The organism is Bacillus sp. SLBN-46 (assembly GCF_031453555.1).
Taxonomy (GTDB): Bacteria; Bacillota; Bacilli; order Bacillales; family Cytobacillaceae; genus Neobacillus.
In genome coordinates, this window is record NZ_JAVIZM010000001.1 from 4680622 (window position 1) to 4706363 (window position 25742).

At 39.0% G+C, this 25742-nt stretch carries 29 protein-coding genes and 1 pseudogene; 7 read left to right on the forward strand and 23 right to left on the reverse strand.

The window, feature by feature from the left end; translation table 11 throughout:
- The first annotated feature begins 126 nt into the window (after positions 1–126).
- The gene (locus QFZ87_RS23840) at positions 127–651 is read left to right on the forward strand and encodes a DUF2202 domain-containing protein (RefSeq protein ID WP_309867126.1); all 525 of its coding nucleotides are present in this window, start codon (positions 127–129) and stop codon (positions 649–651) included.
- Positions 652–684: 33 nt separating this feature from the next.
- On the opposite strand, the gene QFZ87_RS23845 is transcribed toward QFZ87_RS23840, so the two are convergent.
- From QFZ87_RS23845 to QFZ87_RS23855, 3 genes are all read right to left on the reverse strand, one after another.
- The gene (locus tag QFZ87_RS23845; protein WP_309867129.1) at positions 685–1173 is read right to left on the reverse strand and encodes a DinB family protein; all 489 of its coding nucleotides are present in this window, start codon (positions 1171–1173) and stop codon (positions 685–687) included.
- 78 nt (positions 1174–1251) lie between these two features.
- On the reverse strand, positions 1252–2109 hold the full coding sequence (locus tag QFZ87_RS23850) for a phosphotransferase (protein ID WP_309867131.1): 858 nt from the start codon (positions 2107–2109) through the stop codon (positions 1252–1254).
- Between the two features lie 11 nt (positions 2110–2120).
- On the reverse strand, positions 2121–2636 hold the full coding sequence (locus tag QFZ87_RS23855; RefSeq protein ID WP_309867134.1) for a GNAT family N-acetyltransferase: 516 nt from the start codon (positions 2634–2636) through the stop codon (positions 2121–2123).
- Positions 2637–2765: 129 nt separating this feature from the next.
- Between QFZ87_RS23855 and gpmA the strand changes: the two genes are divergently transcribed.
- Positions 2766–3533 carry a 2,3-diphosphoglycerate-dependent phosphoglycerate mutase gene (gene gpmA / locus QFZ87_RS23860; protein WP_309868087.1) on the forward strand — a complete coding sequence of 256 codons (768 nt, stop codon included), beginning with the start codon at positions 2766–2768 and terminating at the stop codon, positions 3531–3533.
- A 117-nt stretch (positions 3534–3650) separates the two neighbouring features.
- Here gpmA and QFZ87_RS23865 read toward each other — a convergent pair whose 3' ends face one another.
- The 10 genes from QFZ87_RS23865 to QFZ87_RS23910 all read right to left on the reverse strand — a co-directional run bounded on the left by QFZ87_RS23865 (position 3651) and on the right by QFZ87_RS23910 (position 10876).
- Positions 3651–4157, reverse strand: coding sequence for a GNAT family N-acetyltransferase (locus tag QFZ87_RS23865; RefSeq protein WP_309867137.1), 507 nt, complete (start codon positions 4155–4157; stop codon positions 3651–3653).
- A 122-nt stretch (positions 4158–4279) separates the two neighbouring features.
- On the reverse strand, positions 4280–4732 hold the full coding sequence (locus tag QFZ87_RS23870; protein WP_309867139.1) for a hypothetical protein: 453 nt from the start codon (positions 4730–4732) through the stop codon (positions 4280–4282).
- Positions 4733–4776: 44 nt separating this feature from the next.
- Positions 4777–5250: a hypothetical protein gene (locus QFZ87_RS23875; RefSeq protein ID WP_309867143.1), complete on the reverse strand. Its 474-nt coding sequence runs from the start codon at positions 5248–5250 to the stop codon at positions 4777–4779.
- Positions 5251–5352: 102 nt separating this feature from the next.
- Complete coding sequence (locus tag QFZ87_RS23880) at positions 5353–5892, reverse strand: HD domain-containing protein (protein ID WP_309867145.1); 540 nt, start codon at positions 5890–5892, stop codon at positions 5353–5355.
- A 15-nt stretch (positions 5893–5907) separates the two neighbouring features.
- The gene (locus tag QFZ87_RS23885) at positions 5908–6225 is read right to left on the reverse strand and encodes a DUF3221 domain-containing protein (protein WP_309867147.1); all 318 of its coding nucleotides are present in this window, start codon (positions 6223–6225) and stop codon (positions 5908–5910) included.
- Between the two features lie 112 nt (positions 6226–6337).
- Positions 6338–6823, reverse strand: coding sequence for an HIT family protein (locus QFZ87_RS23890; RefSeq protein ID WP_309867150.1), 486 nt, complete (start codon positions 6821–6823; stop codon positions 6338–6340).
- A gap of 144 nt (positions 6824–6967) precedes the next feature.
- Positions 6968–7489, reverse strand: coding sequence for a GNAT family N-acetyltransferase (locus QFZ87_RS23895; protein ID WP_309867153.1), 522 nt, complete (start codon positions 7487–7489; stop codon positions 6968–6970).
- 12 nt (positions 7490–7501) lie between these two features.
- Positions 7502–8518: a glutathione S-transferase family protein gene (locus QFZ87_RS23900; protein ID WP_309867155.1), complete on the reverse strand. Its 1017-nt coding sequence runs from the start codon at positions 8516–8518 to the stop codon at positions 7502–7504.
- Positions 8519–8621: 103 nt separating this feature from the next.
- A complete protein-coding gene (locus QFZ87_RS23905; RefSeq protein WP_309867158.1) occupies positions 8622–8975 on the reverse strand; it encodes a hypothetical protein in 354 nt (117 codons plus the stop codon).
- A 242-nt stretch (positions 8976–9217) separates the two neighbouring features.
- Positions 9218–10876 (reverse strand): glycerol-3-phosphate dehydrogenase/oxidase, encoded by a 1659-nt coding sequence (locus QFZ87_RS23910; RefSeq protein WP_309867160.1) that lies wholly within the window; start codon positions 10874–10876, stop codon positions 9218–9220.
- 171 nt (positions 10877–11047) lie between these two features.
- Between QFZ87_RS23910 and QFZ87_RS23915 the strand changes: the two genes are divergently transcribed.
- Positions 11048–11518, forward strand: coding sequence for a divergent PAP2 family protein (locus QFZ87_RS23915; RefSeq protein ID WP_309867162.1), 471 nt, complete (start codon positions 11048–11050; stop codon positions 11516–11518).
- Between the two features lie 130 nt (positions 11519–11648).
- Here the strand turns inward: QFZ87_RS23915 and QFZ87_RS23920 are convergent, their stop codons facing one another.
- The 6 genes and pseudogenes from QFZ87_RS23920 to QFZ87_RS23945 form a co-directional block, all read right to left on the reverse strand.
- Positions 11649–12347 carry a hypothetical protein gene (locus QFZ87_RS23920; RefSeq protein ID WP_309867164.1) on the reverse strand — a complete coding sequence of 233 codons (699 nt, stop codon included), beginning with the start codon at positions 12345–12347 and terminating at the stop codon, positions 11649–11651.
- A 54-nt stretch (positions 12348–12401) separates the two neighbouring features.
- Positions 12402–12590, reverse strand: coding sequence for a hypothetical protein (locus tag QFZ87_RS23925; protein WP_309867167.1), 189 nt, complete (start codon positions 12588–12590; stop codon positions 12402–12404).
- Positions 12591–12647: 57 nt separating this feature from the next.
- Positions 12648–13220, reverse strand: a complete 573-nt coding sequence (locus tag QFZ87_RS23930; RefSeq protein WP_309867171.1) for a nucleotidyltransferase family protein — start codon at positions 13218–13220, stop codon at positions 12648–12650.
- Positions 13221–13242: 22 nt separating this feature from the next.
- The gene (locus QFZ87_RS23935) at positions 13243–14076 is read right to left on the reverse strand and encodes a DUF4362 domain-containing protein (RefSeq protein WP_309867174.1); all 834 of its coding nucleotides are present in this window, start codon (positions 14074–14076) and stop codon (positions 13243–13245) included.
- 226 nt (positions 14077–14302) lie between these two features.
- Positions 14303–15067, reverse strand: coding sequence for a Type 1 glutamine amidotransferase-like domain-containing protein (locus QFZ87_RS23940; protein ID WP_309867178.1), 765 nt, complete (start codon positions 15065–15067; stop codon positions 14303–14305).
- 448 nt (positions 15068–15515) lie between these two features.
- Positions 15516–17461 (reverse strand): annotated as a pseudogene (locus tag QFZ87_RS23945) (bifunctional 2',3'-cyclic-nucleotide 2'-phosphodiesterase/3'-nucleotidase); the annotation flags it as partial.
- A 379-nt stretch (positions 17462–17840) separates the two neighbouring features.
- Here QFZ87_RS23945 and QFZ87_RS23955 point away from each other — a divergent pair.
- A complete protein-coding gene (locus tag QFZ87_RS23955) occupies positions 17841–18113 on the forward strand; it encodes a CD3324 family protein (RefSeq protein WP_309867188.1) in 273 nt (90 codons plus the stop codon).
- Between the two features lie 109 nt (positions 18114–18222).
- A complete protein-coding gene (locus QFZ87_RS23960) occupies positions 18223–18897 on the forward strand; it encodes a FusB/FusC family EF-G-binding protein (protein ID WP_309867191.1) in 675 nt (224 codons plus the stop codon).
- A 138-nt stretch (positions 18898–19035) separates the two neighbouring features.
- Here QFZ87_RS23960 and QFZ87_RS23965 read toward each other — a convergent pair whose 3' ends face one another.
- The 4 genes from QFZ87_RS23965 to QFZ87_RS23980 form a co-directional block, all read right to left on the reverse strand.
- Entirely contained in the window at positions 19036–19455 is a 420-nt protein-coding gene (locus QFZ87_RS23965) for an HXXEE domain-containing protein (RefSeq protein ID WP_309867193.1), read from the reverse strand.
- A 238-nt stretch (positions 19456–19693) separates the two neighbouring features.
- Entirely contained in the window at positions 19694–22879 is a 3186-nt protein-coding gene (locus tag QFZ87_RS23970) for a DEAD/DEAH box helicase (RefSeq protein WP_309867196.1), read from the reverse strand.
- A gap of 116 nt (positions 22880–22995) precedes the next feature.
- Positions 22996–23688, reverse strand: coding sequence for a hypothetical protein (locus QFZ87_RS23975; protein WP_309867199.1), 693 nt, complete (start codon positions 23686–23688; stop codon positions 22996–22998).
- The gene (locus QFZ87_RS23980; RefSeq protein WP_309867202.1) at positions 23672–24241 is read right to left on the reverse strand and encodes a sigma-70 family RNA polymerase sigma factor; all 570 of its coding nucleotides are present in this window, start codon (positions 24239–24241) and stop codon (positions 23672–23674) included. Before QFZ87_RS23980 ends, QFZ87_RS23975 begins: the two co-directional genes overlap by 17 nt.
- Before the next feature lie 218 nt (positions 24242–24459).
- Between QFZ87_RS23980 and QFZ87_RS23985 the strand changes: the two genes are divergently transcribed.
- Complete coding sequence (locus tag QFZ87_RS23985) at positions 24460–24786, forward strand: hypothetical protein (RefSeq protein ID WP_309867205.1); 327 nt, start codon at positions 24460–24462, stop codon at positions 24784–24786.
- 123 nt (positions 24787–24909) lie between these two features.
- Positions 24910–25407, forward strand: coding sequence for an NUDIX hydrolase (locus QFZ87_RS23990; protein WP_309867208.1), 498 nt, complete (start codon positions 24910–24912; stop codon positions 25405–25407).
- Positions 25408–25742 lie beyond the last annotated feature (335 nt).

Genomic DNA, 25742 nt, shown 5'->3' on the forward strand with positions numbered 1-25742 from the left:
TTTATAAGTTTTTCCTAAGCCTTTTTAAGTTCCTATTTTCCACGAGAAGTGAAAATTTCGAGGATGAAAAAAGACTATCTAGTAAATAATATTCTCGCATGTCATAAAGATAAAGGAGCATAAAAAATGAGAATAAAACTTTATGGATTAATAACTATAAGTTTATTGTTTGTATTTTTCACTATTCAAAATGCTAATGCAGAATTACAACCACCACAAAATTATGGGGCCAAAGGAGCACTTCAGGATTCTTCAATTACTTTAGAAGAAGCTCTCATTTATGCAATTCAAGATGAGTATCTTGCACAAGCAAGATATGATACCATTATTGCTAAATTTGGAGCTATACGACCTTTTACTCAAATTAAGGCAGCCGAGCAGCGGCATATTTCCGCCCTTCTTCCTTTATTTCAAAAGTACAATATTAAACTTCCAGAAGATAATGCAAAACAATACACAAAAACCCCTAACACTTTGAAGGAAGCATTCCAGGCAGGGGTAGATGGAGAAATAGATAATATCGCTATGTATAATAAATTGGCATCAGCAGCGGGTATTCCCCAAGATGTCAAAGCAGTGTTACAACGACTGGGTAGCGCATCTCAAAATCATTTGGCTGCATTCAAAAGAGGGCTTAGTCAAAATCAATAAAAAAAAACTTCTTGGGGACAGTCCCCCGCTGCGTTAAAGCGCCGGGGGACTGTCCCCAAATCCTCTTCCAATGAGATTTGCCGAAACAGGTTTTTTCCCAATTTCTCTCGCCCAAATGGATAATTGTCCAACATGGTGGATTTCGTGGGCTATAATATGACGCATAACCTCTCCCCAGGTGTCGGTGGCAATACTTCCATCCGGTTGGGGATCATATAAAATCAGATCCTCCATACTCTCGTCCCAATCAAGTACAAATTTCTCTACTTCCGCCCGAAATAATGCATCCAGTTTACGTACCTGTGCTAGGCTTTGGTACTCCTCAAAGCTCTCCTGAAAATCTGGCTTGCCCTGTAATACACGAATCCAGCTCCACTCCACATCGATAATGTGGAAAAGTGTATGTAATATTCCCCCTACACCTCCCGTTCGGACCCGAAGCAGTTCCTCCAACGGAACCTCTTCACACCATGATAACCACTCTTCTCTGACCTGCCAATTGTATCGGAATAGTGTTTGCATTTTTATCCCCTTCCTACTAACGCTAATCTTATCCATTTATATGAGAATCTTTTATTTAATAGAATACAGATGCAATCGTTATGTGATTAGTTTTTTCCAATAGCCCCACGCATGTAAATAGTCATCTAGATCTTGTGGATGATGTTTTACACATGAAGCTATTCTGAGATATAAACCTATAAGAACCTCTTCATATAAAATATGCGTGGATCTCTTCCCATTATTATTTAAATGACTCGCTGCTGATTCAATAACCTCTTTAGTTAGGTCTTCCGGTGAGGAACAGAAGGCATAAATTAAATCATAGAGAGGCTCACCATACACAGGAGCAGGGTCAATAACACCCGTCAGCTGTTCCGCATTCCACACAAAATTATGTACACCTAAATCTCCATGCAATAAGAAAGGAGAACTTGTGATACTTTTTCTGTTTGGACTATTTACTAATTTAACTACAAGATTTATATCCTCTTTTTCTAAATATGAATTTACTATATTAGTGGCTTCCTTTACTCTCTGAAAAAGAAACATCTGCCATGATTCGTTTGGTTCATCTGCCCATCCCCACCCAATCGGATTAGGAACCCGCTTATAATGATTCAATAGTTGATTTACGAGTGATATAAGTAGCTCCTTTTTATTATTTCCATTGTAATTGGTAAAACCAGATATGAATTCATAGACGATGTATTGATAGGAATCTTCAACATACAAAAGCTTAGGCAACAGGTTCTCGTCTTTATAGAAATCTAGAAAGTTAGCCTCCGCTTGAAGAATTTGGGGCTCATTTCCTTTAACCACAAATCTTGCCCCAGTACTGTTACTAAGCAGGTACAGTTGGCTAACCGTCCCGCCCTTCAAGGGTTCACACTTAACATCACTAGTGGGAATGATACTTTTACTAATTAAATCTCTAATGATTCTTTCAATATCCATGGCTGCTCCTTTCATCTGGAATGTAGACTACCAATCTGTTCCCAGCCATAAATAAGTTCATTAAACTCCTCGCCACCCATTTCTATCTTGATGGAATCTATCCTTTTTCCCCCTAAAGCCTCATAAAAAAGCCGGGAGTTATTTTCTTCGAGCACACATACAAGCATGGATTCAATTTGTTGATCTTGGAGTTCTTTGATAATTGGTTTTACTAACGCTTTACCCAGCCCTCTGCCTTGATACTCTTGTAAAATATAAATCGCATATAATTCACCCGAAAAACCAGGGTATTCTCCTGATCTTTCTTTTCCTCCAGATGAAAAACCAACGATTGTTCCTTCATCATTTTCGGCAACATAGACACCGCCGTTTGGAATACCGCTAATCCACATTTTCTCACGTTTTTCATAGGATAATTGATTTAAATAGTCTTCAGCAATAATGTTTGCATAGGTAGTCCGCCATGAATCCACATGAACTTTCGCTATTCCCTTTGCATCGGATAAAACAGCTTTTCTTATATTCACAAAAGCACCTCACTTATGATCCCCTCTAAAACATATAAATTCCTCAATGGGATTCAACATTCCTGCACAATTTAAGTTAAAAATGGACAAACTACAGGAAGATAGTTTGTGGACTTAGAGGTGAAAGCATTGAAACAAATCGTTTTAATCAGACATGGGCAAAGTCTTTATAATCTAGAAAACCGCTTTACTGGCTGGACAGACGTTGACCTTACTGATAACGGCTACAGCGAGGCAAGAGAAGCTGGAGCTATTTTAAAGAAACATGGATTTATTTTTGACGTAGCTCATACTTCCGTTTTAAAAAGAGCCATTAGAACGTTATGGATTCTGCTTCATGAGATGGATCTCATGTGGATTCCTGTATATAAATCCTGGAGATTAAACGAAAGACATTATGGTGCATTACAGGGGATGAATAAAGATGAAGTTATCGCGCATTATGGGGAAACACAAGTCAATGAATGGAGACGTTCAGCCAGCATTCGGCCTCCACTCATATCACCAGAGGGTCATGCTGTAGATCAAAAAGATCCTAAATTTGCACAATTGAATCCAGAGAATATTCCCCTCACAGAAAGTCTTCTAGATACTGAAGAACGCACTTTGGTGTATTGGCATAGTACCATTGTTCCAAACTTGCAAAACAATCAACGAGTCATCGTTTCTGCTCATGGGAACACATTAAGGGCACTGGTGAAATATCTAGACAATATTCCCGATGATGGGGTCGTGAGTCTCAATATTCCTAATAGCATTCCCCTTGTCTATGAGTTAGACGACGATTTACACCCAATAAGACACTACTATCTTGACCAATATGGCGAGGTTCCCGAAGGTACAATCCCACGTCATATGGATTTGAATAATCCTGAAACATACGATTGGATTGGCTAATTAATAACACCTAGATGGAGAATTAATATGTTTTGGTTTCCATCATGGAATTATTAATTCGGACACCATGTGCAAATTTCACATGGTGCCTGACACCCTCATAGTAGGCCAAATAGATTAGCAATTTTTATAGTAAAATATCGTTGCAGCTAATTCACCATTAGCTGATTTCGCATAGTTCGGAATTCGCCCCGCTTGAATATAACCTAACAAACTATAGAGTCTATTCGACGGATCCCCTTCTCTTGTATCGAGAACAATTAATGATCGCTCCATTTGTTTTGCAGTTTCCTCGGCCTTTTGCATCAGTAAACGACCGATACCGTTACGACGGTATTCAGGGTGTGTCATTAATTTCGCAATTTCTGCCCGATGGCTTCCATTCTGTTTCGTCGATAAGTGTAACTGTATACTTCCAACAATATGATTGTTTAATTTAGCCACAAATAAAATCACATCTGGGCTAAGAACGTTTTTCCAATAGTTCGCTGCATCCTGTTTCCTCATTGGTGGCAAAAAGCCTATTGAGGCTCCATCATCTACTACTTTTACTAAAAGTTCCGAAAGCTCATCAAGATGTTCTTCAATCCACTTTAGTTCTGCGATCTTCAATTCACTACCCAAGACAACCACCTCTATGTTTTTCGTATAATAAGCTAGACGAAGTTGCTTCTAATTAGTTTCGTTTAAAAACAACAAAAAAGCACAAGATAGTGAAATATCTCGTACTTTTATAAAATCCGTTCTTAAATTTTCGATTCAATAGGTTCTTTTTTCTTGACCAACTCATAAAAGAGGGCAGTAGTGGTCTGAATAACTAAAAATACAACTAATGAATACTTCATGGTATAACCATGCTGGTAATGTGTTAGCCCCATAAATCCCGACACTTTTTCCAGCACTAATCCCATTACACACCAACCTAGGACATAGAAAACAAATATTTTTTTACCAATTTTTAATCTTTCATAAAAGTAGATGAAAAAATAGCTAAACGGTGCAAATAAAAAGTAGGTAAGTAAATCAAACAGCTCATATTTGTTAGAATCATTCACCCTATAAAAATCAAGCAATCCACCGCCGATTGTAAAATCAAACAAAGTAGAGCTTGCGAATCCCCAAACTAAAAATAAAATAGTTATGGATGTCGGTAATCTTTTTGGAAAAAGAAAAAATGCGGCATATGATACAATTAGCATAATTAAGATATATATTTCGTTTTTGCCGAAATCTTCCCATAATATCATGAATAGCTCACCACATTCCTAGTGACCTTTGCAAAAAACCTAAAAGATAGAAAAGCAATTAAATACAGAATAAAATAGTAGATCCCGTCCATCCAGTAATGCCAACGTTGAAATTCCGTTATGCTATAAAAGTTGGAGAGAAAACTAACCCCCATCATAAAAATAACAGCAGTAATCATTACTGTTAGTTTCATCCATCTCGTTTTACAGCGGCATAGAAGATTTAGCTGAATAAGAGTTACCATGGGAATAATCACACTTCGATTGAGTAAGTATCCCGTATAGTTCAAATAATGATGACTAAGTTTTATAAGCTTTAGTTCCTCAATAACAATCCAAGAGTAGTTAATACTCACGATTAAAATGATTAGAAAGACCAATGTATTCTCAACAAATGTTAGTTTTTTTTTCATTCCTGCAAATAGGAATATAACAAGCCATGCCAGCAAGAAAAAAACTACAAAACCCATAAAAAGCCTCCCCAAGATTTTAATCTTAGTTTAGCTTTATTATGAATATTCATACCTATATTATGGAAAATCACTGTTGCAGAAAGATTTCCTGGTCGAAACCTAGCTTTTAAAAAGCCGTTCTACCTCAAGTTTTAATTGATCAAGCAATTGAAAGCTAGACTGCAGGCCAAGGCTTTCTATTATATGGGTATAATACCACTCTTGCTGCTCTTTCCCTCGTTTAAATCTCCCCCAAACCTGATCGCCGAATTGTTCGATATCGCTGGCAATTGATCTGATATTATGCAATTTATCCGCACACGCAACTACCCGTATTTCTTCGGGAGCAGTCTCTAGGTACTCAATCGTATGCTTCTTCCGGTTCTCCCAAGAAAGAGATTTATCAGGCTCTGAACATCCCTCTACTATTTGAGCAATATTCCGGCCAAACAATTGCTCGATATCTTGTAAGGAAAGATTGGTATCCTCAACGGTATCATGTAATATTCCTGCTGCAACCAGCTCTTCACTATAGCCTGCCTTCATTAGAATCATCCCTACTGCCACTGGATGAGTGATATAAGGAATGTCGGTGCCTTTCCTATACTGTTTTTCATGGGCCTTTGCAGCCGTTTTTAGTGCTTTTTCAATAACATCCACATGTTTTCCTTCTCTCTATTCATTTTTAGGTGCTGTAAACTCAATATTTCGTGCATCTGCTTGAGCTGGCGAGGATTCTTTGATTCCACCCTTAATCCAAACGACGATCTCTTGTCCTTTCTCATATTTAGAAATATCTCCATATTCATGCAATGTGACCCATACCAGCCCCGATTTTTTATCTTCCATTAAAATCCGCTTATTATCATAATCCACTTCTGTAATGACGCCCTTTAGATCGACTTTTCCTTTTACCGCGTGGTCCCCATTACACCCTAATAATGTTAAACTCACACTCACAAGCAGCAACCACAGCAATAGCAATTTTTTCAAAGTGGAACTTCCCCCTATTTATCATTACTAGTATTCTGCATCAGACCAATAATTCCTGTTGTTTCCAAAAATCAGGCCGCGAATCTATACGATTAGCGGCCTCTCTTTACATCTATTTATTCAACTCTACGGTTAGCAGTTTAATAGCTTCCATTACGCTTTTTACATTTTCTTCATCATTCATGTTATTTCTAGCATGAAGCAGGACGGGGCGAACCGATTCTACGGAGCGCCCAAACTCATACATCCATTCATAGCGGGGGACCATCCAAGTGTGAAAATGGTGGGTAGTATCTTCATTATAAAAATAGTACACATATTCGATACCTAATACTTCTCGTTGTGCTTTTCTAATCTTTGTAAGAAGATTTATGTAATCAAGCTTTTCTTCTTCCGTTAATTCATCAAAACATTTGATATGGCGCTTAGACGCTAGTATGATTAGCCCTTTAATCGGGTAGGCCACATCCTGGTGTGCATGGAAATGTTCCGTTTCCACGACGACTCCCCCATCAGGCTCAATCATTCCACTCGTTAAGGCACAGCTTAAGCATTCAACCTCTACTGTATTTCCGTTCGATAATGTTATTTTTCTCACAACTATTCCCCTTTCTCTCCATTCAATTGACGTCCTATAAAAATATGCCGTTAGTCATCATATACCAAAAGTGCATTTTAGTAAAATATTAGAAAAAAACCCTAAAAATTCAAATAGGGTTTGGTTTCTTCTATAATAAAAAAATCAATCAAACATTAGCCGATAAGCCTTCACAATAATTCCGTCGCCTGCAGGTTCAAAGTCGAATTGCGGCAAACGCTCAAAACCGAGTCTTTCATACAGTCTCTGAGCGCTTTCCATAAATTCTCCGGTATGTAACCCAATCGATGAATAACCTTTCTCCTTTGACCTCCGAACGCATTCGGAAATTAATGCAGTTGCTACTCCTTTTCCCCGTGCTTCCGGTGTAACAGCGAGCATACGAATTTCAGGATAGTCTAGAGCATCAATATGCCCGTTGTATGCATCCGTTTTAGCTGGGAACAGAGCCACACTACCTAAGATTTCCCCATCTAATTCAGCTACGATTCTTTCAACTCCTGGGTTCATATCAGCATCTGAAGATATCGATCGCTTAAGTGCTTCCCAATGTCTTTCAGGAATACACTGTGCATGTTCTTTGTAAGAGTTAATTCTTTTTTCTCGAATGAATGGACCTTCATCCTCTTTTGCATCACGGATCTTCATTGTTTCACCTGCTTCCATCTTGTTTAGCCTTCAGTTAATGAGGAATTTTTCCGTTTTATTACTTAATAATTCACGACCATGCCCCGAGTGGAGCCCTGAAAGATCTGGACCTTTTGGAAGGATATTTTGCCCTTTCTGATCATTGCTTGCAATGTGGTGTGATAAATGATAATGCCTTTTAATAGCATCAAAATCGGTCGTATCACCAAACCCAGGAGTTTGATAGAGATCTCTTAAATAACCCCATAAATTTGGAAAATCAACAATTCGATTTCGATTAGCTTTAAATGCAGAATAATAAGCTACATCAAATCGGACTAACGTGGCATATAGCCGTACATCAGCATCCGTAATATAATCTCCAAATAAAAAACGTTTGACAGCTAGCCGCTGCTCCAATTCATCTAATCTATTAAACAAGGTGTCATAGGCTTCTTCATAAGCTTCTTGTGACTGAGCGAAACCGCACTTATACACCCCGTTATTTACTTCATGAAAGATTATATCATTCAATGCATCAATTTCATCCCGTAAATGCTCTGGGTATAAATCAGGGGCATTTTCCTTATGAAACGGCTCCCAAACCGTTTCTAGATAGTTTGTTAGTTTAAAATAATCATTATTAACTACCTTCTGTTCCTTAATATCTACCATTACTGGAACCGTTGGCCGTCCTTGGTAGTCTGGAGCTGTCTTAAGGTACAATTCACTCATATAGCGCACACCTAGTACTGGGTCAACACCATCCGGATCTAAAGAAAATTCCCAGTCAACATGGGGGAGTTTAGGCCGCATAGGGCTTGCCGTTCCTAGACTGATAACCTCTTCTAAACCTAGTATTCTTCGAACAATCACTGACCGGTGGGCCCAAGGACAAACGGCAGACCATAATAGTCGGTACCTTCCTGCCTCAACTGGAAGCTCGCCATCCCTCTTACCAAATGGAGACGTAAAGCTATTCTTTTGACGTTTAAATGCACCATCTGAGGAGATTTCCTGAATCGCCTCTTTCTTTCCATTGTTAGATTGCAGCTGATCTTGGGACATTTGTTTCATCCTTCCATTTTGAGCATATGAGTTAACCTCATTTTAACTGTTGAATGGTTGATAATGGAAATAATAACTGTTGGATTTTTTGGAAATGACATACTTACTCTTTTCCTTTCCAATCCCTTTGTTTTCTTTCCTTTAAAATATCCTGGATGATTTCCATATGAAAAGCAGCCCATGCTTTCTCACGAAAATGAAGGATGACACTCAATGTTAATATGAGCAAGTATACACTCCCAAAAAGTGCCCAAAGGATACTTCCATCTTTAAAAAGAAAATCTATTAAGGGCTTAGAAAATAAAAATAGTAGCCAAGGAACGGAGGAAACAAAGATGGGAATAATGCCTGATCCATTTTTCTCCTTTATCATTCGGTAATAAATCAATTGCAATTGCTCACTATCAAGTGAATAATACAGATTTTGAATAGATTCAATTTCTTTTAATTCCTTCATGTTTTTTATAGACTCGCCATTGTGTATTGCTTTTTTAAGTTGGAGGTAAATCTTATGCGCGTCCCCTCGAAATGATAACATCTCTTCGTTCCTTCCATAGTATTATCATGTTATTTTTAACAATTGACACGATTGTATGTAATAGCTGCAAAATAGGGCGTATTAGAAGTAGATATGGATTCATTAAAATAAGTTACGTTAACGGCAGCCTTTTTTGGCTGCCGTTTTATAGTAGTGCTCTTTTAGATCCTTTTCTTCGGGTTCACTGCATCGTTCAACTGGATTTCTAACTCATCCTGGTAATTTGCTTTTTCTTCACCAGTCCATTCAAGATATTCTGCCATCGTATCAATCACAGCCTGTTTCCACTGCTGCACCCATTGAATATTAAAATATAATGCCCCAGTCCGGCGGATAAAAAAGTCCACAGGGGTTACGGCCATCTCTTCTTCCATGCTATACAATAGCTCCACATAAACATCCAATGGCAAACCGTATGTGTTATTGGAATCGTAATCCTTGGCTATTTCAAATATTCGATGAATATTTGAGCCATATCGATGTATCTGCTGTAAGTACTGTTCCTTCGTAAATCCGACCGCAATTGCGTCCTCTAAATTTTTTTCAATAAACGCTTTAAACCTACTTGATCCTCCAAAATGACCACCGGAGATAGGCATATGCTTCGTTTGGCATGGGCTAAGACGAAGCCCACATTCCTCCTCCATCTGCTTCACTACCAAATCAACCACAGTTTCCGCCATTTTGCGGTACCCAGTCAGTTTCCCACCTGCAATCGTGACTAAACCTGAATCAGATATCCAGATTTCATCCTTACGGGAAATTTCTGAAGGGTCTTTGCCTTCCTCGTAAATTAGCGGCCTAACTCCTGCCCAGCTAGACTCAATATCCTCTTCCTTAATCTGAACAGTTGGGAACATGTAATGAATAGTCTCAATAAGATAGTTTCGGTCTTCAGATGTCACTTTCGGATGAGTCGGCTCCTTATCGAAAAATGTATCCGTAGTACCAACATACGTTTTTCCATCCCGAGGAATGGCAAACACCATTCTGCCATCGTGCGTATCAAAATAGACTGCCTGTTTCAGAGGAAACTTGGATTGATCAATGACTAAATGAACCCCTTTTGTAAGCCTCAGTTTTTTCCCAGACAGGGAATGATCTCTGTCACGAAGAATATCTACCCAAGGTCCGGTGGCGTTAATGATTTTCTTCGCAAAAATATCATACGTATCGCCATTTAACTGATTAATCACTCTCACACCTACTGCTTTTCCGTCCCGGTAAAGCAACTCGTTTGCTTTTGTATAATTGACTGCCTTCGCACCTCTAGCCACCGCCTCCTTCAACACTTCAATCGTCAAACGGGCATCATCGGTACGGTATTCTACGTATAGCCCACCGCCCTTTAAACCATCTCGTTTGATAAGCGGTTCTTTCTCAATGGTTTGTTCAATTGACAGCATCGATCGCCGTTCCGCCTTTTTTACACCTGCTAAAAAATCATAGACTCGAAGACCAATTGAGGTACTAAACCTTCCAAACGTACCGCCTTTGTGAATCGGTAAAAGCATCCACTCTGGCGTGGTCACGTGCGGACCATTCTCGTACACAACTGCGCGTTCCTTCCCCACTTCCGCAACCATTTTTACCTCAAATTGCTTTAAATAGCGCAAGCCGCCATGGACGAGTTTAGTCGAACGGCTGGATGTGCCAGCAGCAAAATCCTGCATTTCCACCAAAGCGGTATTCAAACCCCTTGTGACGGAATCCAAAGCAATCCCGCACCCTGTAATTCCTCCGCCAATGACGAGGACATCAACTTCTTCTGATGCCATTTCGTTTAAAACTGTTTTTCTATTTAAACTTGAGAATTTCAATGGATACCCTCCTATTTAGGAAAAAAACTCCCATTGTGAGACCTATTAATGCATTACCCTTTATTAAATCTATTCATTCCTACTGCCAAAGTCTCCAAGATATTACTTTGAATTCTTTTTCTGATAAGATAATAATAAGCATAATCGAAGCCAAAATTCAGGAGGTTCCACATGTTCTTATCCTTTCCCATTTGCGCTGCCCTTTTAGGGATGTTAATTGCCCAGTTCGTAAAAATTCCGATACACTTTTTAACCTCAAGAGAATTAAAATGGAGCTTAATGTTTAGTACGGGCGGAATGCCAAGTTCCCATACAGCTACCATTATTTCTTTAACTACAGCAATTGGAATTACCTCAGGGGTTCATTCCAATGAGTTCGCTATCGCGGTAATCGTCTCACTTATTGTGATGCATGATGCGATGGGGGTTCGAAGACATGCTGGCTACCACGCAGAAGTGTTAAATACATTATTAGCTGATTTCAATCTTCTCATCGAGACCTTAAAGAATCCAAGTCTAAAGAAAACAGAGTCCCGCGATAAGCTAAAGGAATTGCTAGGCCACCAGCCTGCAGAGGTGTTTTTCGGGGCGATTACAGGAATAATTGTGGGGTATTTGACTTATTTGGTTTATCCGTTTTAGGATGTTTTCTTAGTCATGATAAGTGCAGTCCAATTGGTTGTAATAATGTTGCAGAAGTTAATTTTGAGGGTCGCTTAGTTTTCCTTTGCGCCCCTTTTTGTGATTCCAATTGGTTGCAGTCGTATAAAAGTTATTTTGTATTCTCCAAAATGTTCCGTATCTTATCCGTATAAATTTTAGCTAAACTCTTCTTCGTGTACTCAAAGTTTTTCATACTGGCTTCTTTAGGAATGTTCATGTTCACAAATTGCCTGTCTAGCTTTTCAATGATAAACCTCTCGTCTTCATCCTTCGGTGTCCCGCCCACCTGAGCTAGATCAATCCTAGTCCCATCATTAAGTTCAATTATATAGAAAAAGTCACCCTTTGAGTGTCCGAACAAAGAGGAGCCCCCCTTCCCATACACCCCAGTCTGGATTTTCACAATATCATTGTAGCTATATTCCTTTCCTTTTGGAGTTAAAAAGGAATAATTGACGATTTTATCAGCCTTTACTACAGCGACAGGAGTGATGACCGTATATAGCAACAAAATAGTGAAAGTAATAACAGTAGCAATCATTAATTTTCTGTACTTTTTAAAAAATGCACCGTTTCTCCACTTGTCTCTAAAATCTTTATTAAAAAGGTAAAAATATACCCCAAAAAGATAGACCTCAAAAATAATCACTAACCCTGAATAAGGTGATTTAAAAATCCAGATGATATAGTCCTTCGGTACAAACAACGCATCCTGTATGAATGCGATTAATGCAAAAATGCCTATAGACAATAAGATAATGGCAATAAATCCTAGAAAACGTAGAATGAAGGCTAGTATCTTTTTCATTACAATAGCTCCTGTACAGTTTTTTCATGTAAAATCAACAAAAGGAGAGTAACATTACTCTCCTTCGTTTACGACGATTTGGTACCCCTCTTGTTGCGGACCGTCCTCATATACATCCCTTGTTACTATGTAATAGGTTTCTCCGTTATTATCTGTAATAACCAACTCACTTGGACTTTTGTCGACTGCTGCAGCATCTAAGCTGTAATACGGTAAACCTAATGTTGACGTATCAAATGGCATGTAAATCCCTCTTTTCTTTTTTTAAAGCTTACCGTCTTTTTACAATAGAGGCAAGGTCTAACTAAGCTCTATTGTAAAAACTTTTATCTTGTCCCATGTAGCTTGCCAATTCTTTTTTACTACACGTTCAGCATACATTTTCATTCGCTCATTATTCTCAGTAAAAAATGGGGTTGGTCTTACCTCGAAATGGATCACATCGTTAATTCCCCAAGGAGCAGTTAAAACGACATTGTCTTTTTCATTTAATTTAACACCCAAAGCGGTTGCGGTTTCCGGAAATTTCGATATCGCATCCACAGAAGAAATGTAAGGGGACATCTTATTTCTAATATGCATTCTAGCTTCATTTTTCACCGACCATGGAATGTCAGGCAGAAGCGAATCCAGTTTTCCTTCGAGCATTTTTTCATCTAACTCGTCTATAGATGTTTGGTCGAAATAAATGACATCGATATCTGGAATAGGCGTCCTTTCACTAAAGCCCTGAAGAGTATCCCATATTTTTGAACGAACAAAACCAGCACAAATCCACCAATCAGGCAAGTTCAGTGATTTTACCGATTTTAGTATCTCCATCATCCATGGATCACTTTGTATAATCGAAATAACTCTTTGCTCATCTATCATTTTTTAGTTGAACCACCTATTGTTATTCATAGGATCCTTTCACCTCTGGGAGCGATTGATAGACATGGTTTTGTTTGAGGATGGATTTAATATCAGAAACCAGTTCCGACATTTGTTTCCCATCCTTACTCTTATCGCATTCGGACCAGGCAAAATGTCGCTGTGCATCATTAATCCAAACCGTTAGCTCATAACTAACAAATGGCTTCATATTGCATTTAGTTGATAGCTTTTTATCCTCAAGATAGTTTGAATGAATCATGAGTTTATAGATTTGGTTCAATTCATCCTTTGAAAACTGGAAATCACTGACGCCAAATGCTTCCCCATTTTGCAAATCCTTGATCAACTCTCGGTCTTTAGTGTTGATTTTATTTTTCAAGCCCACACCATATTTTAGCTCAAAATCAAACTGGTCCTCTTGGTCTACATCATGGGAAATGGTCAATAATTCTCCTAGATTTGGGCATTCCTCTACAATATATTTCGTACTTGTAGTTAATTCTTGTTTTTGGATACTTTTACAAAGATACGTATTTACTTCTCCCTGACCGTACTGGTCTTCTCTAGTATCTCTTTTTATCGTAAACTTGGAACCATCATACGTTAAATCATAATAAATCGGGTCACCTTCTATTGTATAGCGGATGAGTCGAACTTTATCCTTCTTCCCACTGTTCATATTTTTAACAAACTGGTCTAGTCTTTTAATATTCTCAAGACCTCCATGGGTTTCCACCACTTCATTAGCAGTTGGTTTATAAGGTTTGTGAGTGGATTGCTCTTCTCTTTGACAAGCCGATAAAAGAACAAAGACGATCGTGATTAAACCCAGCCATAAAGCTTTTTTACTCATAGCCTTTCACACCTCTTTTCACGAAATAGGACTTTCAACTTCCATTGCTGTGTAAAACTCTAGGAGGTGTTTGCTAGAAAGAGCTTTTTTCAATAGTTCTTCATTGAATCCATAGATTTGCATCGTCTTGATGATCGCATCAATTCTTTCTGCCCTTGTCTTCTATAGTTGGATTCTAACTGTATTTTTAATGATCTCACAGATTGGTGATAATTCTTTTTCCCAATTACTCATTTTCCCCACTCCAATTCATTTCTATCAATTTACCATTACGGATTTCATTTACCTTTCCAAAAAATTCGATAGAATCCCCTTGGATAACAATGCCATCACCGTCGTAACAGGTGTAAATCGTGTTTCGGTTGGTTAAAGAATACTCTAATAGTCCCTCTAGACGAGGCTGCTGTACATCCCAATGTGGCATAAACTCAAAGTCTATAAGATCCAACGCATCAACAGTCTGCAAATCAACAATATTTTCGTCTATGTAGTCTGCAATTTTAATGGTTTTCGACATGATGATGCTTCCTGCACTCAGGCCGATTAGTAGTTTACCTTTTTCCACCATGTCTTGAATGGTTGGGATTAGATTTCTTTTTTGGAGATTTTTTAAAAAATAGAAGGTGTTTCCGCCTGATAAAAAGAGACCATCACAGGCTTTCAGTTCTTCTATAATTGTCTCATCATATTCTTGATCAGCGTCAAAATATAAAAAGTCGCTAACACCTATATTCTGAAAATATTCTTTAACGAAGTTGTAGTATTTTCTTTGTGGGTCTGATTGGGAGGGTATGTATCCAATTTTAAAGGATCCTTTGCCAATTATTCCTTTGATTTTGTCCTCTAGTTGTGGATTCATATTATCTGAAAGATTGCTCAACAGCACAAGATTCCTCATAATTAGTTCTCCTTTTTCTATAACCGCCTGTTTTTTCGTAAGAACTTCCAATTCGACAAGAGCGGGGCGAATCCCTGCCTGAATGAAAGACAAAACTCTTCCCCGCATCTTGCTTTTTGTCCTTCATTCAAGCTATGAAGGACAAAACCTGGCTCTGCATCTTGCTTTTTGTCCTTCATCCACGCTATGAAAGACAAAACACCGCTCCTCACCTTGCATTTTGTCCTTCATCCAAGCTATGAAGGACAAAACCTGGCTCTGCACCATGCTTTTTGTCCTTCATCCAAGCTATGAAAGACAAATCCGGGCTCTGCTCCTTGCATTTTGTCCTTCATTCAAGCTATGAAAGACAAAACCTAACTCTGCACCACGCTTTTTGTCCTTCATCCAAGCTATGAAGGACAAAACCTGGCTCCTCACCTTGCATTTTGTCCTTCATCCACGCTATGAAAGACAAAACCCTTCATCGCCCCCAAAACAAAAAAGCTGCCCAATCACCTCGGGACAGCTTTGCCTGCGAGGCCTACAGGCCCCCCACTTATTCAGCTAAATCAATAGAATACTTCGCAAATCCACCAGCCGATGGCCCGATATACTTAATCGTTGGGAACTGGCCAAGGTATTTTTGTGCATTTGGTGAAGAATCAAACACCGGAACCACAGTACCTTTGAACTTAGCAAAGGACCAGTTTTGGTCTGCCGTTGGATTTATGGTTTTCTTTTCTTGAATATAGTTCGTGATAATTTGACGATTTTCATCAGGCGACTTTAGCACAATCTCACCCTGACTGGCTCCAGGGAAAGTCGCACTGGATGCCCGGTAGTTATTCGTTGCAACAATAAACTTTTGGTCTGCTGCAACAGGCTTCCCTTGATAGGTTAGATTAACAACTCTGCCCGTACCCGGATTAATGACATTCCCATTAGAGTCATATTTAGCCGGCTTCGTCACATCAATTTGATACTGCACACCATCAATTACATCAAAATTGAAGGATTGGAAATTCGGATTAATCAATGGCTGCTCACCGGTCTTTGAAGGGTCAATCTGATTAAATTGACCTGCACTCATTTCCAACCATTCTTTGAGCTGAGATCCAGTTACTAATTTCGCTTGAAGCGTATTCGGATACAAATACAAATCAGCGACATTTTTTATGGCCAAAGTCCCCGCAGGAATGTCTGTGTAATATTGCGGGCCGTTACGGCCGCCTGCTTTAAACGGTGCCGCTGCAGAGAGAATAGGGATACCTGAATACTTACTGTAAGCTGAATCTTTTAGTTTCTCTGCCAAATATTCTGTTTGTGCATTATTCACGATTTGTACAGAAGGATCATCCTGGACCAGCGCAAAATAACTATAAATCGGAGCGGTTGTTTCTCCCACAGGCTGATTCACATACTTAATCGTTCCCTCATGTTCTGGCAAGATTGCTTGCATGAGTGGCTCGTCTGTTTCGACAATGGATTTACCCGTTGCGTCAACAATAGGCCGTACACTCGCTTTACCTTCAACCACATTCCACTTTCCACGCTGTTTCTCCAGTTGGAGGTCAATCACTCCAAGATGACTGCCAAAAGCCCCTGGCATCACAACAGGCTTTCCGTTGATCGTCCCTCTTTCAAGATTCACATTTTGAATATCCTTATAGAGTGGGCCAGGGAATACATTATGCTGATGACCGGTAAATATCGCATCAATGTCCTTAATTTCTGTTAAATAGTAACCCGCATTCTCCATTCCAGGTTGATACGGCTCCCCGCTTATTCCCATATGAGCAAGAGCGACAATAACGTCAGCCCCCTTCTTTTTCATCATCGGAACATATTTCTTTGCCGTCTCAACAATGGATTTTACCTCGACTTTTCCTTCTAAATTAGCTTTATCCCATTCCATAATCTGTGGTGGAACAAAACCAATGACCCCTACCTTAATTGTTTGCTTTTTCCCTTGTGCATCTACAAGCGTTTTATTAATAATAACGTATGGTTCAAAATAGGGTTCATTTGTGCCTACCTTCACCACATTGGCGTTTACAAGCGGCATTTTAGCATCGTTCAGTGTTTCATTGAGATAGTCCAAACCGTAATTAAATTCGTGGTTGCCTACTGTAGTAGCATCGTAGTTCAAAAGATTAAACAAGCGGTAAACTGGATGCACCTCGCCTGCCTTTAACCCTTTTACTTTTGCTACATAATCGCCCAATGGATTTCCTTGAATCTCGTCCCCATTATCAAACAGCATCGAATTCTTCACTTCATTTCGTGCTTGTTTGATGAGGGTAGCGGTTTTCACCAAACCGACTTTGTCGTCTTGCTTTGTCTGATAATAATCATAATTAGCTCTAAAAAAACATGAAGATCGGTCGTTCCAAGCAAGCGCAACTGTACAGTACTCTCTGGCTTTTGTGCAAAAGCACGAGTTGGCAGCAACTGCCCAATGATGACAAGCACTGAAACTAGAATGATGTTAATTGTTTTAACCAATCAAGAAGCCTCCCTTACTAAAATCATACAAACGAGGATAGTATTTGCAGTAAGTGACAAGAATATGACGTTAATTTTTTACAAAAATAAGCACTGGCAAATTCAATTTCAAACTAGTCACTGGGTTAAAAGGCATTTATAATAATGTATAATCTCTTGCCAAAAATAAGGTAAGAACAAAACCTTACATTTCAGGAGGTGATGAGTCTTGGGAAATCACAGTAGATTACCAGGGACTCCAACAACTCATGCAAAGCCAAGTATTGGAAAGGCGATACTTTGCATGGGGCGGACACTTATTTAACAAATCGCCCAGGTAACTTTTTAATATGCGGCTTTGCACCTTATTTCTCTAAAAAAAATAAGGGGCTGGCAAACGATGAAATATGTAAACGCAAGCAACATTTTACCTGAAAAGCTGATTGCAGAAATTCAAAAATACGTTCAAGGGGAAACCGTTTATATTCCCAAGCCGGAGAAAACCTACCGGAAATGGGGAAGTTGTTCTGGGGCAAGAAAGTCCATTGATGAACGGAATGTCTCAATTAAACATGCTTTTACAAATGGAAAAAGCATTGATCAGTTAGCGGATGAGTATTTCTTATCCATCGAAACAATAAAAAAAATAGTCTACTCGTATAAAAAACACTGATGGCTTGGTCCATCAGTGTTTTCGTATGTATAGTTTGTTTCTAAGTCATCTTCTACATTTTATTTATGGGTTGCTTTTTATAAAATAAAGTAGAACGAGGTGAAGAACAATGAAAGAAAAATTCATAAAGAATGAACAATATAATTTTATAAAACGACAAGTAGATTTAATTAAAGATAGTTATAGAAAGAACTCTGACCCAAGTGTTATTAAGGCAGTCAGGGAACTGGCAAACGCTCATATTCTTGAACTTTTTCCACTAGGTACAAAGGAACAAATAGAAAGACTGGATCTTTTGAAATGGAAAACGGATGCGGAGCTTGATCAATATGTTCAAGAGTTAGCTAGCTTCTTAATCCCCTTCCCCAAGATGACCGAGCAGCAAGTGAAAAAGATGTTTCCAAAAGCGAAGAAATTAAAGGTACCCAATTTATCGGCAATCGATTTTGAGAAAATGACCTACCTAAGCTGGACGGATATCAGCACCAACAAAAAGTTTATTATCTATGAGCACGATGAGAAATTGCTGGGGATCGAATGTAAATACTCTATTTTAAATAAGGATAATATCTGCTCGTTCTGTAATCGCTTTGGGCAAGTGACCTTTATTTCCACAATCACAAAAGCTAAAAAGTCGAATAATCCAGACTACTACAAAGCTATTGGAAACTATATCTGCCTCGACAGTGCTGAGTGTAATAAAAAGATCACAAACGTTGACTATTTAGCTTCGTTTTTAGAAGAGTCGCTTAGGAAACATGCTTTAAAAAAAGAACCTTTCTAATAAATAGCACACCGAAATAACATTAGAATTCACAGGCAAAATCACACAGTAAATAGCAACTTAAAAAGCTCAAAATTTTTCACTTTGAGCTTTTTTATAATAAAATTATACAATTAAAGCTCCCTATTCTTGAATAAGTCAAGTTAGTAATATCAGTAAAAATATTGTGTAAGGAGTGACCAAAAGTACTGCGGTATATAGGCCTGGTGTATATGCTCTTAACATTATTGTCTGTAAAATGTGTAGGACATTGTGGAATAAAACAAATATTAAAAAAGAAGTATAGAGTAGTTCACTCCAAAGTTGGTTTAAGTTAAAAACAGTAATTATTGTGATGAGTGACATTATTAGAAAAATAATAACGTCTCTCTTGGCAAACGAATAAGAATTAACATTCCAGAAGCTCCAAATCTTTTGATTTACCCAAGAGTTATTCTCTTCTAATTTACTTTTTGTGTTATTTGCCCAATGCTCAACGGAAATAATTTCTTCAAAGTCGTGAAGCATAAATACTACAACAAATAACCAAATGGCATTGCTAACATCAATAGAAACCATAGTATTTCTCCTATTCTCCTATTCATAATAATTGTACAATTAACCATTTCTATCTCTTCCAAATCTCCGCCCTTTTATCGAATAATAGCATTTTAGCATCCATCTTCATTTTAACATAAATTTCCTATTTCTTCTGAGATTTTCTATCACTACTCTATTTACTATGCTATTTCTATTGTTTCTCCACGTTATTCGAACTACTTAAATATAAACTTGCAGGGTTCTTTTTTTCCATCTTTTATATCATCAAGATTTCCCTAATGTCCTCTTCCGAAAGCGTGGCCATCACTTTTTCATCCGAATCAATCACTTCATCAATTAAGTCTCTCTTCTTATCTTGCAGCTCGTTCATTTTTTCCTCGATGGTGCCGCGCGCCACGAGCTTAATAACCTGGACGACATTTTTCTGGCCCATCCGATGGGCACGGTCCGCCGCTTGCTCCTCAACAGCAGGATTCCACCATGTGTCATATAGAATCACCGTATCGGCACTCATAAGGTTAAGGCCTGTCCCTCCAGCCTTCAAGGAAATCAAAAATAAATCCCGCTCCCCACGATTAAATCGGTCGCAGATTTCTACTCGTTCTTCTGGTGGCGTTTGACCGTCCAGATAAAAGAAGGGCATTCCCTTCGCTTGTAACCTTCTGCCGATTAGCTCAAGCATTTTAGTAAACTGCGAAAAGATGAGCACCCTTCTACCAGACAACTTGGACTCGTCCACAATCCGCATCAGCTGGTCCAGCTTGGCGGACCCACCTTTATAGCCATCTACAAACAATCCAGGGTGACAGCAAAGCTGGCGAAGACGCGTTAAGCCAGCCAATATTTTAATACGATTTTTCCTAATCGTATCCCTATCGAGATGTTTCAACGTATCGTGTCTTAATTTCGCTAGATAAGCAGCATACAGCCTCTTTTGTTCAGGATACAACTCCACTGATTCCCGAGACTCCATTTTTTCAGGAAGCTCTGCAAGAACATCCTCCTTTAAGCGCCTCAAGAGAAATGGCCGGATTCTTCGGGCAATCGCTTTTCTAGAAAGCTTACTATATTCCTTTAATCCTAGAAACAGCTCCGGAAAAACCACATGAAAAATGGACCACAGCTCTTCGAGTGAGTTTTCAACCGGAGTACCTGTTAATGCAAAGCGATGACGTGACTGCAGCTTCTTAGCCGCTCGTGCTGTTTGCGTTAATGGATTTTTAAAGGCCTGGGCCTCATCAAAAAATAAGGCGTGAAAAGTCTGTTTCTCTAACCAGCCAATTTCACGACGCAATAACGGGTAGGAGATGATCATCACATCCACTTCCGTCACCTTTTTTAGCCGTTTGGTCCTCTCCGTTTTATCGCCATCAATCACAATGGCATCTAACTCGGGAGCAAATTTTCGAATCTCACTTAGCCAGTTATAGGTTAAGGATGCAGGACAGACAATCAGAACCGGCTCCTTGCTCTTACGAATCTCAGGCAACTCGGACACAATATACGCCAAACTTTGAATGGTTTTTCCAAGTCCCATATCATCTGCTAAAATCCCACCAAAGCCATAGTATGCAAGTGTTTTCATCCATTTGTAGCCGAGCTTTTGATACTCTTTCAGAATATGCACTAAACTGCTTGGCACTTCAAACTCAAGCTGACCCGGGTTCATTAGATGGTCAAGGAACTGACGGAAGGATTCCTCCAGCTTAAACGCATCGCTTACCTCCACCACATCAAGAAGTTGCAGACTCTGCTCGACCGGTAACTCCAATCCTGCAGCCAAATCTTTATCCTTCATTTGAGGGGACTGAATAAATCGTTGGATCTCATTCATTTCTCTTGATTCTAATGAAAAAAGAGCGCCATTCGGCAAACGGTAATATTTCCGTTTTTCCTCCAACGCGGCTAATACCTCGCGAATTTGATGTTCGGATACACCGTCCATTTCAAATTTGAATTCCAGCCAGTTCGTCCGTTCTTTTTTGACCTTCACCCTTATTTGCGGATGGGTTGTCCCTCTGAAGATCCGATTTCTAACAGCTGTCGTTGCATAAATTCGCACCAGCTTTTGAAGTTTTGGAAGCATATGAACAAGAAACTCATACTCCAACTCCTCATTATGCAAAAAATAACCCCCATCCGTCGTAGCGAATTCACTATCTCTCATGAGTTGTAGAATCTCTTCTTCCTTCTCTACCTCTCTTACGATCAGGTTGTCAGCTGGCAGCTCTCTCTTTTCCAATGGGTTAATCATCATATGATCATAATGAAACTCAAGGCCTGCAAGAAGGCGATTACTTACTCGGTCCAAGTAGAGTTTAGCCACCAATGGGGTACTCATGACCTGCTTCCTAATCGACTCAGCGATTGTCACTTGCCCTAGCTTTTTTAGGCCTGGTGCGACCTTTTCAAGGAAAAACGAAATTTTGCCCTGCGGAATAGGAATTTGCTCCATTCCTGTGTTTGCAAGCATTTGTTTTAGTTCAGTGAGACGCTTGCAGTCTTGCATTTCTAACTGTTTAATTTTCCCTTCATATAAAACGGAATGATAGGCATCTAAGACAAGTACTTGCTCAAAGCCTTTAACATATAATTGAAATCCATTTGCATTTGTTTCTGTAAACTGAAACTGCAATGGCGTCAATTCATGCGTTACATGAAGTCCTTCAAACGTCTGCCCGCCATTCACAAGCTTTACCTGAGGTACCTTTAAAAGTAACGGTAGCAACTGTTCCCAGGACGAAGAAGGAATTGGTAATATTCGTTTCTCGCTGGTGTCAGGCACCCTGTTCGTATAAATTTTTTCATCACGATGTACTTGAATGAGCTGCTGAATGACGGCATCGGTTTCTTTTGAAAAACAATGCTGACTAGGGTCATACGTAAAGTCATGAGAAAGGGAGGCTGATCTGCCTATTCCTACTTGTTCTAGAAAGGCACGAATATCTGTAACGCTAGTGGACTCGACCGCCAATTCGATTCCAAAGAGGTAATGCCCACCACCAAGATCGACCGGTCGGCAGGTAAACTCCACCTCAAGAACCTCCCTCGTTTCAAAATGGTTTTGGTGACCACTAGAGCGCACAGGCCGATCCGAGAAAAGGGTGAATAAGTTTTCTGTTAGTCCGTTTGTGCTATTTAGACTCGGAATCGTGCCTTGACGCTGATGCTCGGAAATCGCCAATAAAACAGCAGCAATATGCTGGCAATCCTTATTAAATGATGCAAGCTTTGGGCAGTTGCATTCCGTCTTTAGCTTCCCATCTGTCCCCGTTTCAATCACCACATGAAAAGCTTCATCAGCAGTTACCGTCGCATGGCAACGTTCAGGTTCATAGACCTCAAAGGTCACTTTGTCCGTCCGATAAAAATAATCCCCTCGTTTGAAGGAGACAGTGCCACACATTTCTTTGATAAGTTTATGATTTAAAGGTATATTCACGTGCTTTCCCCTCCTCATGAGGATCAGATTCAATAGTACGATTGTAACACAAACAAACAAGAGAAGGGGGACAGTCCCCCACTGCGCTAAAGCGCCGGGGGACTGTCCCCTTCTCACTACTCTTCTCTGTAATCTCTTAAGTTAAAATAACCAACATAGGTTACTGGTCTAAATTCTACTGCTTTGTATACGGGTACCATCATCCTGTCAAACTGAAATAATTTATCCACGTACTCATAATCCACCGAAAATCCTTGGTAGGTATCATGAGTCAAGTCTTTAAAATATGCATTCTTCAGTTCATACCCTGTTTCTAACTCCTCAAGGCATTTTCTAATGATTTCTTGATAGGGAGATAGCTCCGAAGGGATTACCATTCTTTTAAGACCTGCAATAATCTCTTCCCCTTGCTTCATACTTTCAGCTCGATTCAACTCAATTTCCTCATTGGACTTCCCCTCGACAATCGCTGTTAAAAAGTCCGTTTCAGATTGTTTTTGTTTACTAACAAGTTTAATAATTTCATTTTGAAAATGAATTAACGCCACCTGCTGCTGCCGAACGGTCGAAAGGCTGGCTTGATTATTTTTTGGTTCTGGGATAAAACTTTGTACCAGCAGTACAAGGCAGCCTACCGCTAGGACCAAACTGGCTGCATATTTAAACCTCTGGATGTGTTGAGATGTTCGGGATGATTTTTTAGATTGCTTAATTATTTTCTTTTTAATGGTCTTCGAAAGTTCTAGATCCTTAAAATACGTATCATCGAGACATTCCTTTAATGAACGAAGCTCATCTTCCATCATCATCCCTCGCTTCTTTTCGAACCTTCTTTTGTAAAAGCTCTTTTGCCCTTCTTAGCCGCGTCCGAATCGTGTTCTCATTTAGATGTAAAAGAAGCGAGATTTCATCTACGCGATAATTTTCATAATAAAAGAGAATAATAACTTCCCTGTACTTTACAGGCAAGTTGAGCACAGCTGTAGCTAATTCCTTTTTTTGCGATCTTTCCAAAACCTGATCTAATACGCTGTCCTTCACCGTTGTTTGCTTAGGAGCAAAATCTAAGTAAAGCAAATTTCTAAAGGACCAGCTCTTCAAATAATCCTTACAAAGGTTGATGGTTATGGAATAAACCCATGTTTTTACTGAGGATTCCCCTCGAAAATGATCCCAGTTTTTAAAACATTTCAAGAATGCTTCTTGCGTGAGATCCTCTGCTACTTTTTGATCCTTAACATATGTAAACGCAAGCTTTAGTATCTTGCTTCCCAATGTTTCCACTAGTTCCTCCAGCATGACTTCCTTATTAATGCTCGATACATCAATAGGAGCGGGCTGCTTCGGTTTATTTATCTTCATTGGGTCCCCCCGTTTCTATACTTTCTGTTCTGAATAATTAGACGATCATTTGCCGATTTTTTATTCATTTTTTCTAAAAATAAAAATTTATGAGTTTTCGGGTTTAAGATGGAACGGTACGATTCTGTTGGTTGTCCATAAATAATTCTTTCCATCAATGAATAAAATGCCTATGACCGTTATTTTTTCTAATGAACTATGAAAGTAGGTATCTGCCAATGAAGTACAAAATACATCGATGTAACTGCAGAGAGGTTTGGTCGATTCAAAACCGAAAGACCAAGACTATAGCGAGTTCCTTACTTCTGGATGGCCATTGGAAAGCTGAATTGAAGCCCGAAAGAAAATACAACCCCAAAGGCTTTGTTACCACAAATAGTAGTCAGGCTATTATTTTTAATCCTCCCCTTGAACTTGTGGAACAATATGAAAAAGTCTCCCAATTGATCTATGACAAAAAGAATATAGATTTTAATGTCGACCACGGTGAATATTTATATTTTACTGAAGATGGCAGCTGCTATATTCTTAGAAAATTAGACTAGGAAATGGAAAATTGACCACAAAATGAATTTAATCAAACGTTTGATTAGTTTTTTCATGCAGGTTTCTTTCCTATTTATAAAGAATATAAGAGGATATCATAATTTTGCAAGGTGGTTCAGTTTATGGGGATGTCTGAGTATTATCAAAAACTACGTGAAAAAGTAGGCAATGAGTTGATTTTTATGCCAAGTGTTGCCGGAATCGTTCGGAATACGGTTGGAGAAATTCTGTTACAGAATAAAGGGAATGGCGAAAAATGGAGTCTTCCTGCAGGGGCCATTGAGCTTGGAGAAGCACCAGCTGAAGCGGTTGTCCGTGAAGTATGGGAAGAGACAGGATTAATTGTTTCACCTAGAAAACTATTAGGCGTTTTTGGAGGAAAAGACTACCGTTACCAATATCCTAATGGTCATCAGGTCGAATATAACATCTTTATGTTTGATTGCGAGATTCAGAGTGGGGAGCTAAATCCAATCGATAACGAAACAGCTGAACTCCGCTATTTTCACCCAGACGATATGCCTGAACTGGCTTTACCTTACCCAAAGCATTTATTTTCACAAGCAGGGAATGCTGAATTGTATTTTCAGTGGGATAAAGAGTGGTTAACTCTAAGATAAAATAGTAGTCCCCCTCTCAATTTTGAAAGGGGGACTACTGTTTTTAACAAGAAAAGTAAAGATTTAGAGGAAATCCTATAAGTTAAGTGATTAATTCTACAAAACCAGAGAGGAATTCTACAAAATTTTAATTTATTCTACAAAGTCGGGGTAGGATTCTACAAAACTTGGAAATAAACTCCCAATTCCACCTCAAAAGAACTGATTCACAGAGTTATTCTACAAAATCGAGAGCGAATTCTACAAAATTTCAACCTATTCTACAAATTCAAGAAGGAATTCTACAAAAGATGGAAATCTCCTTCCAACCCACTAAGAAACACCCATAAAATAAA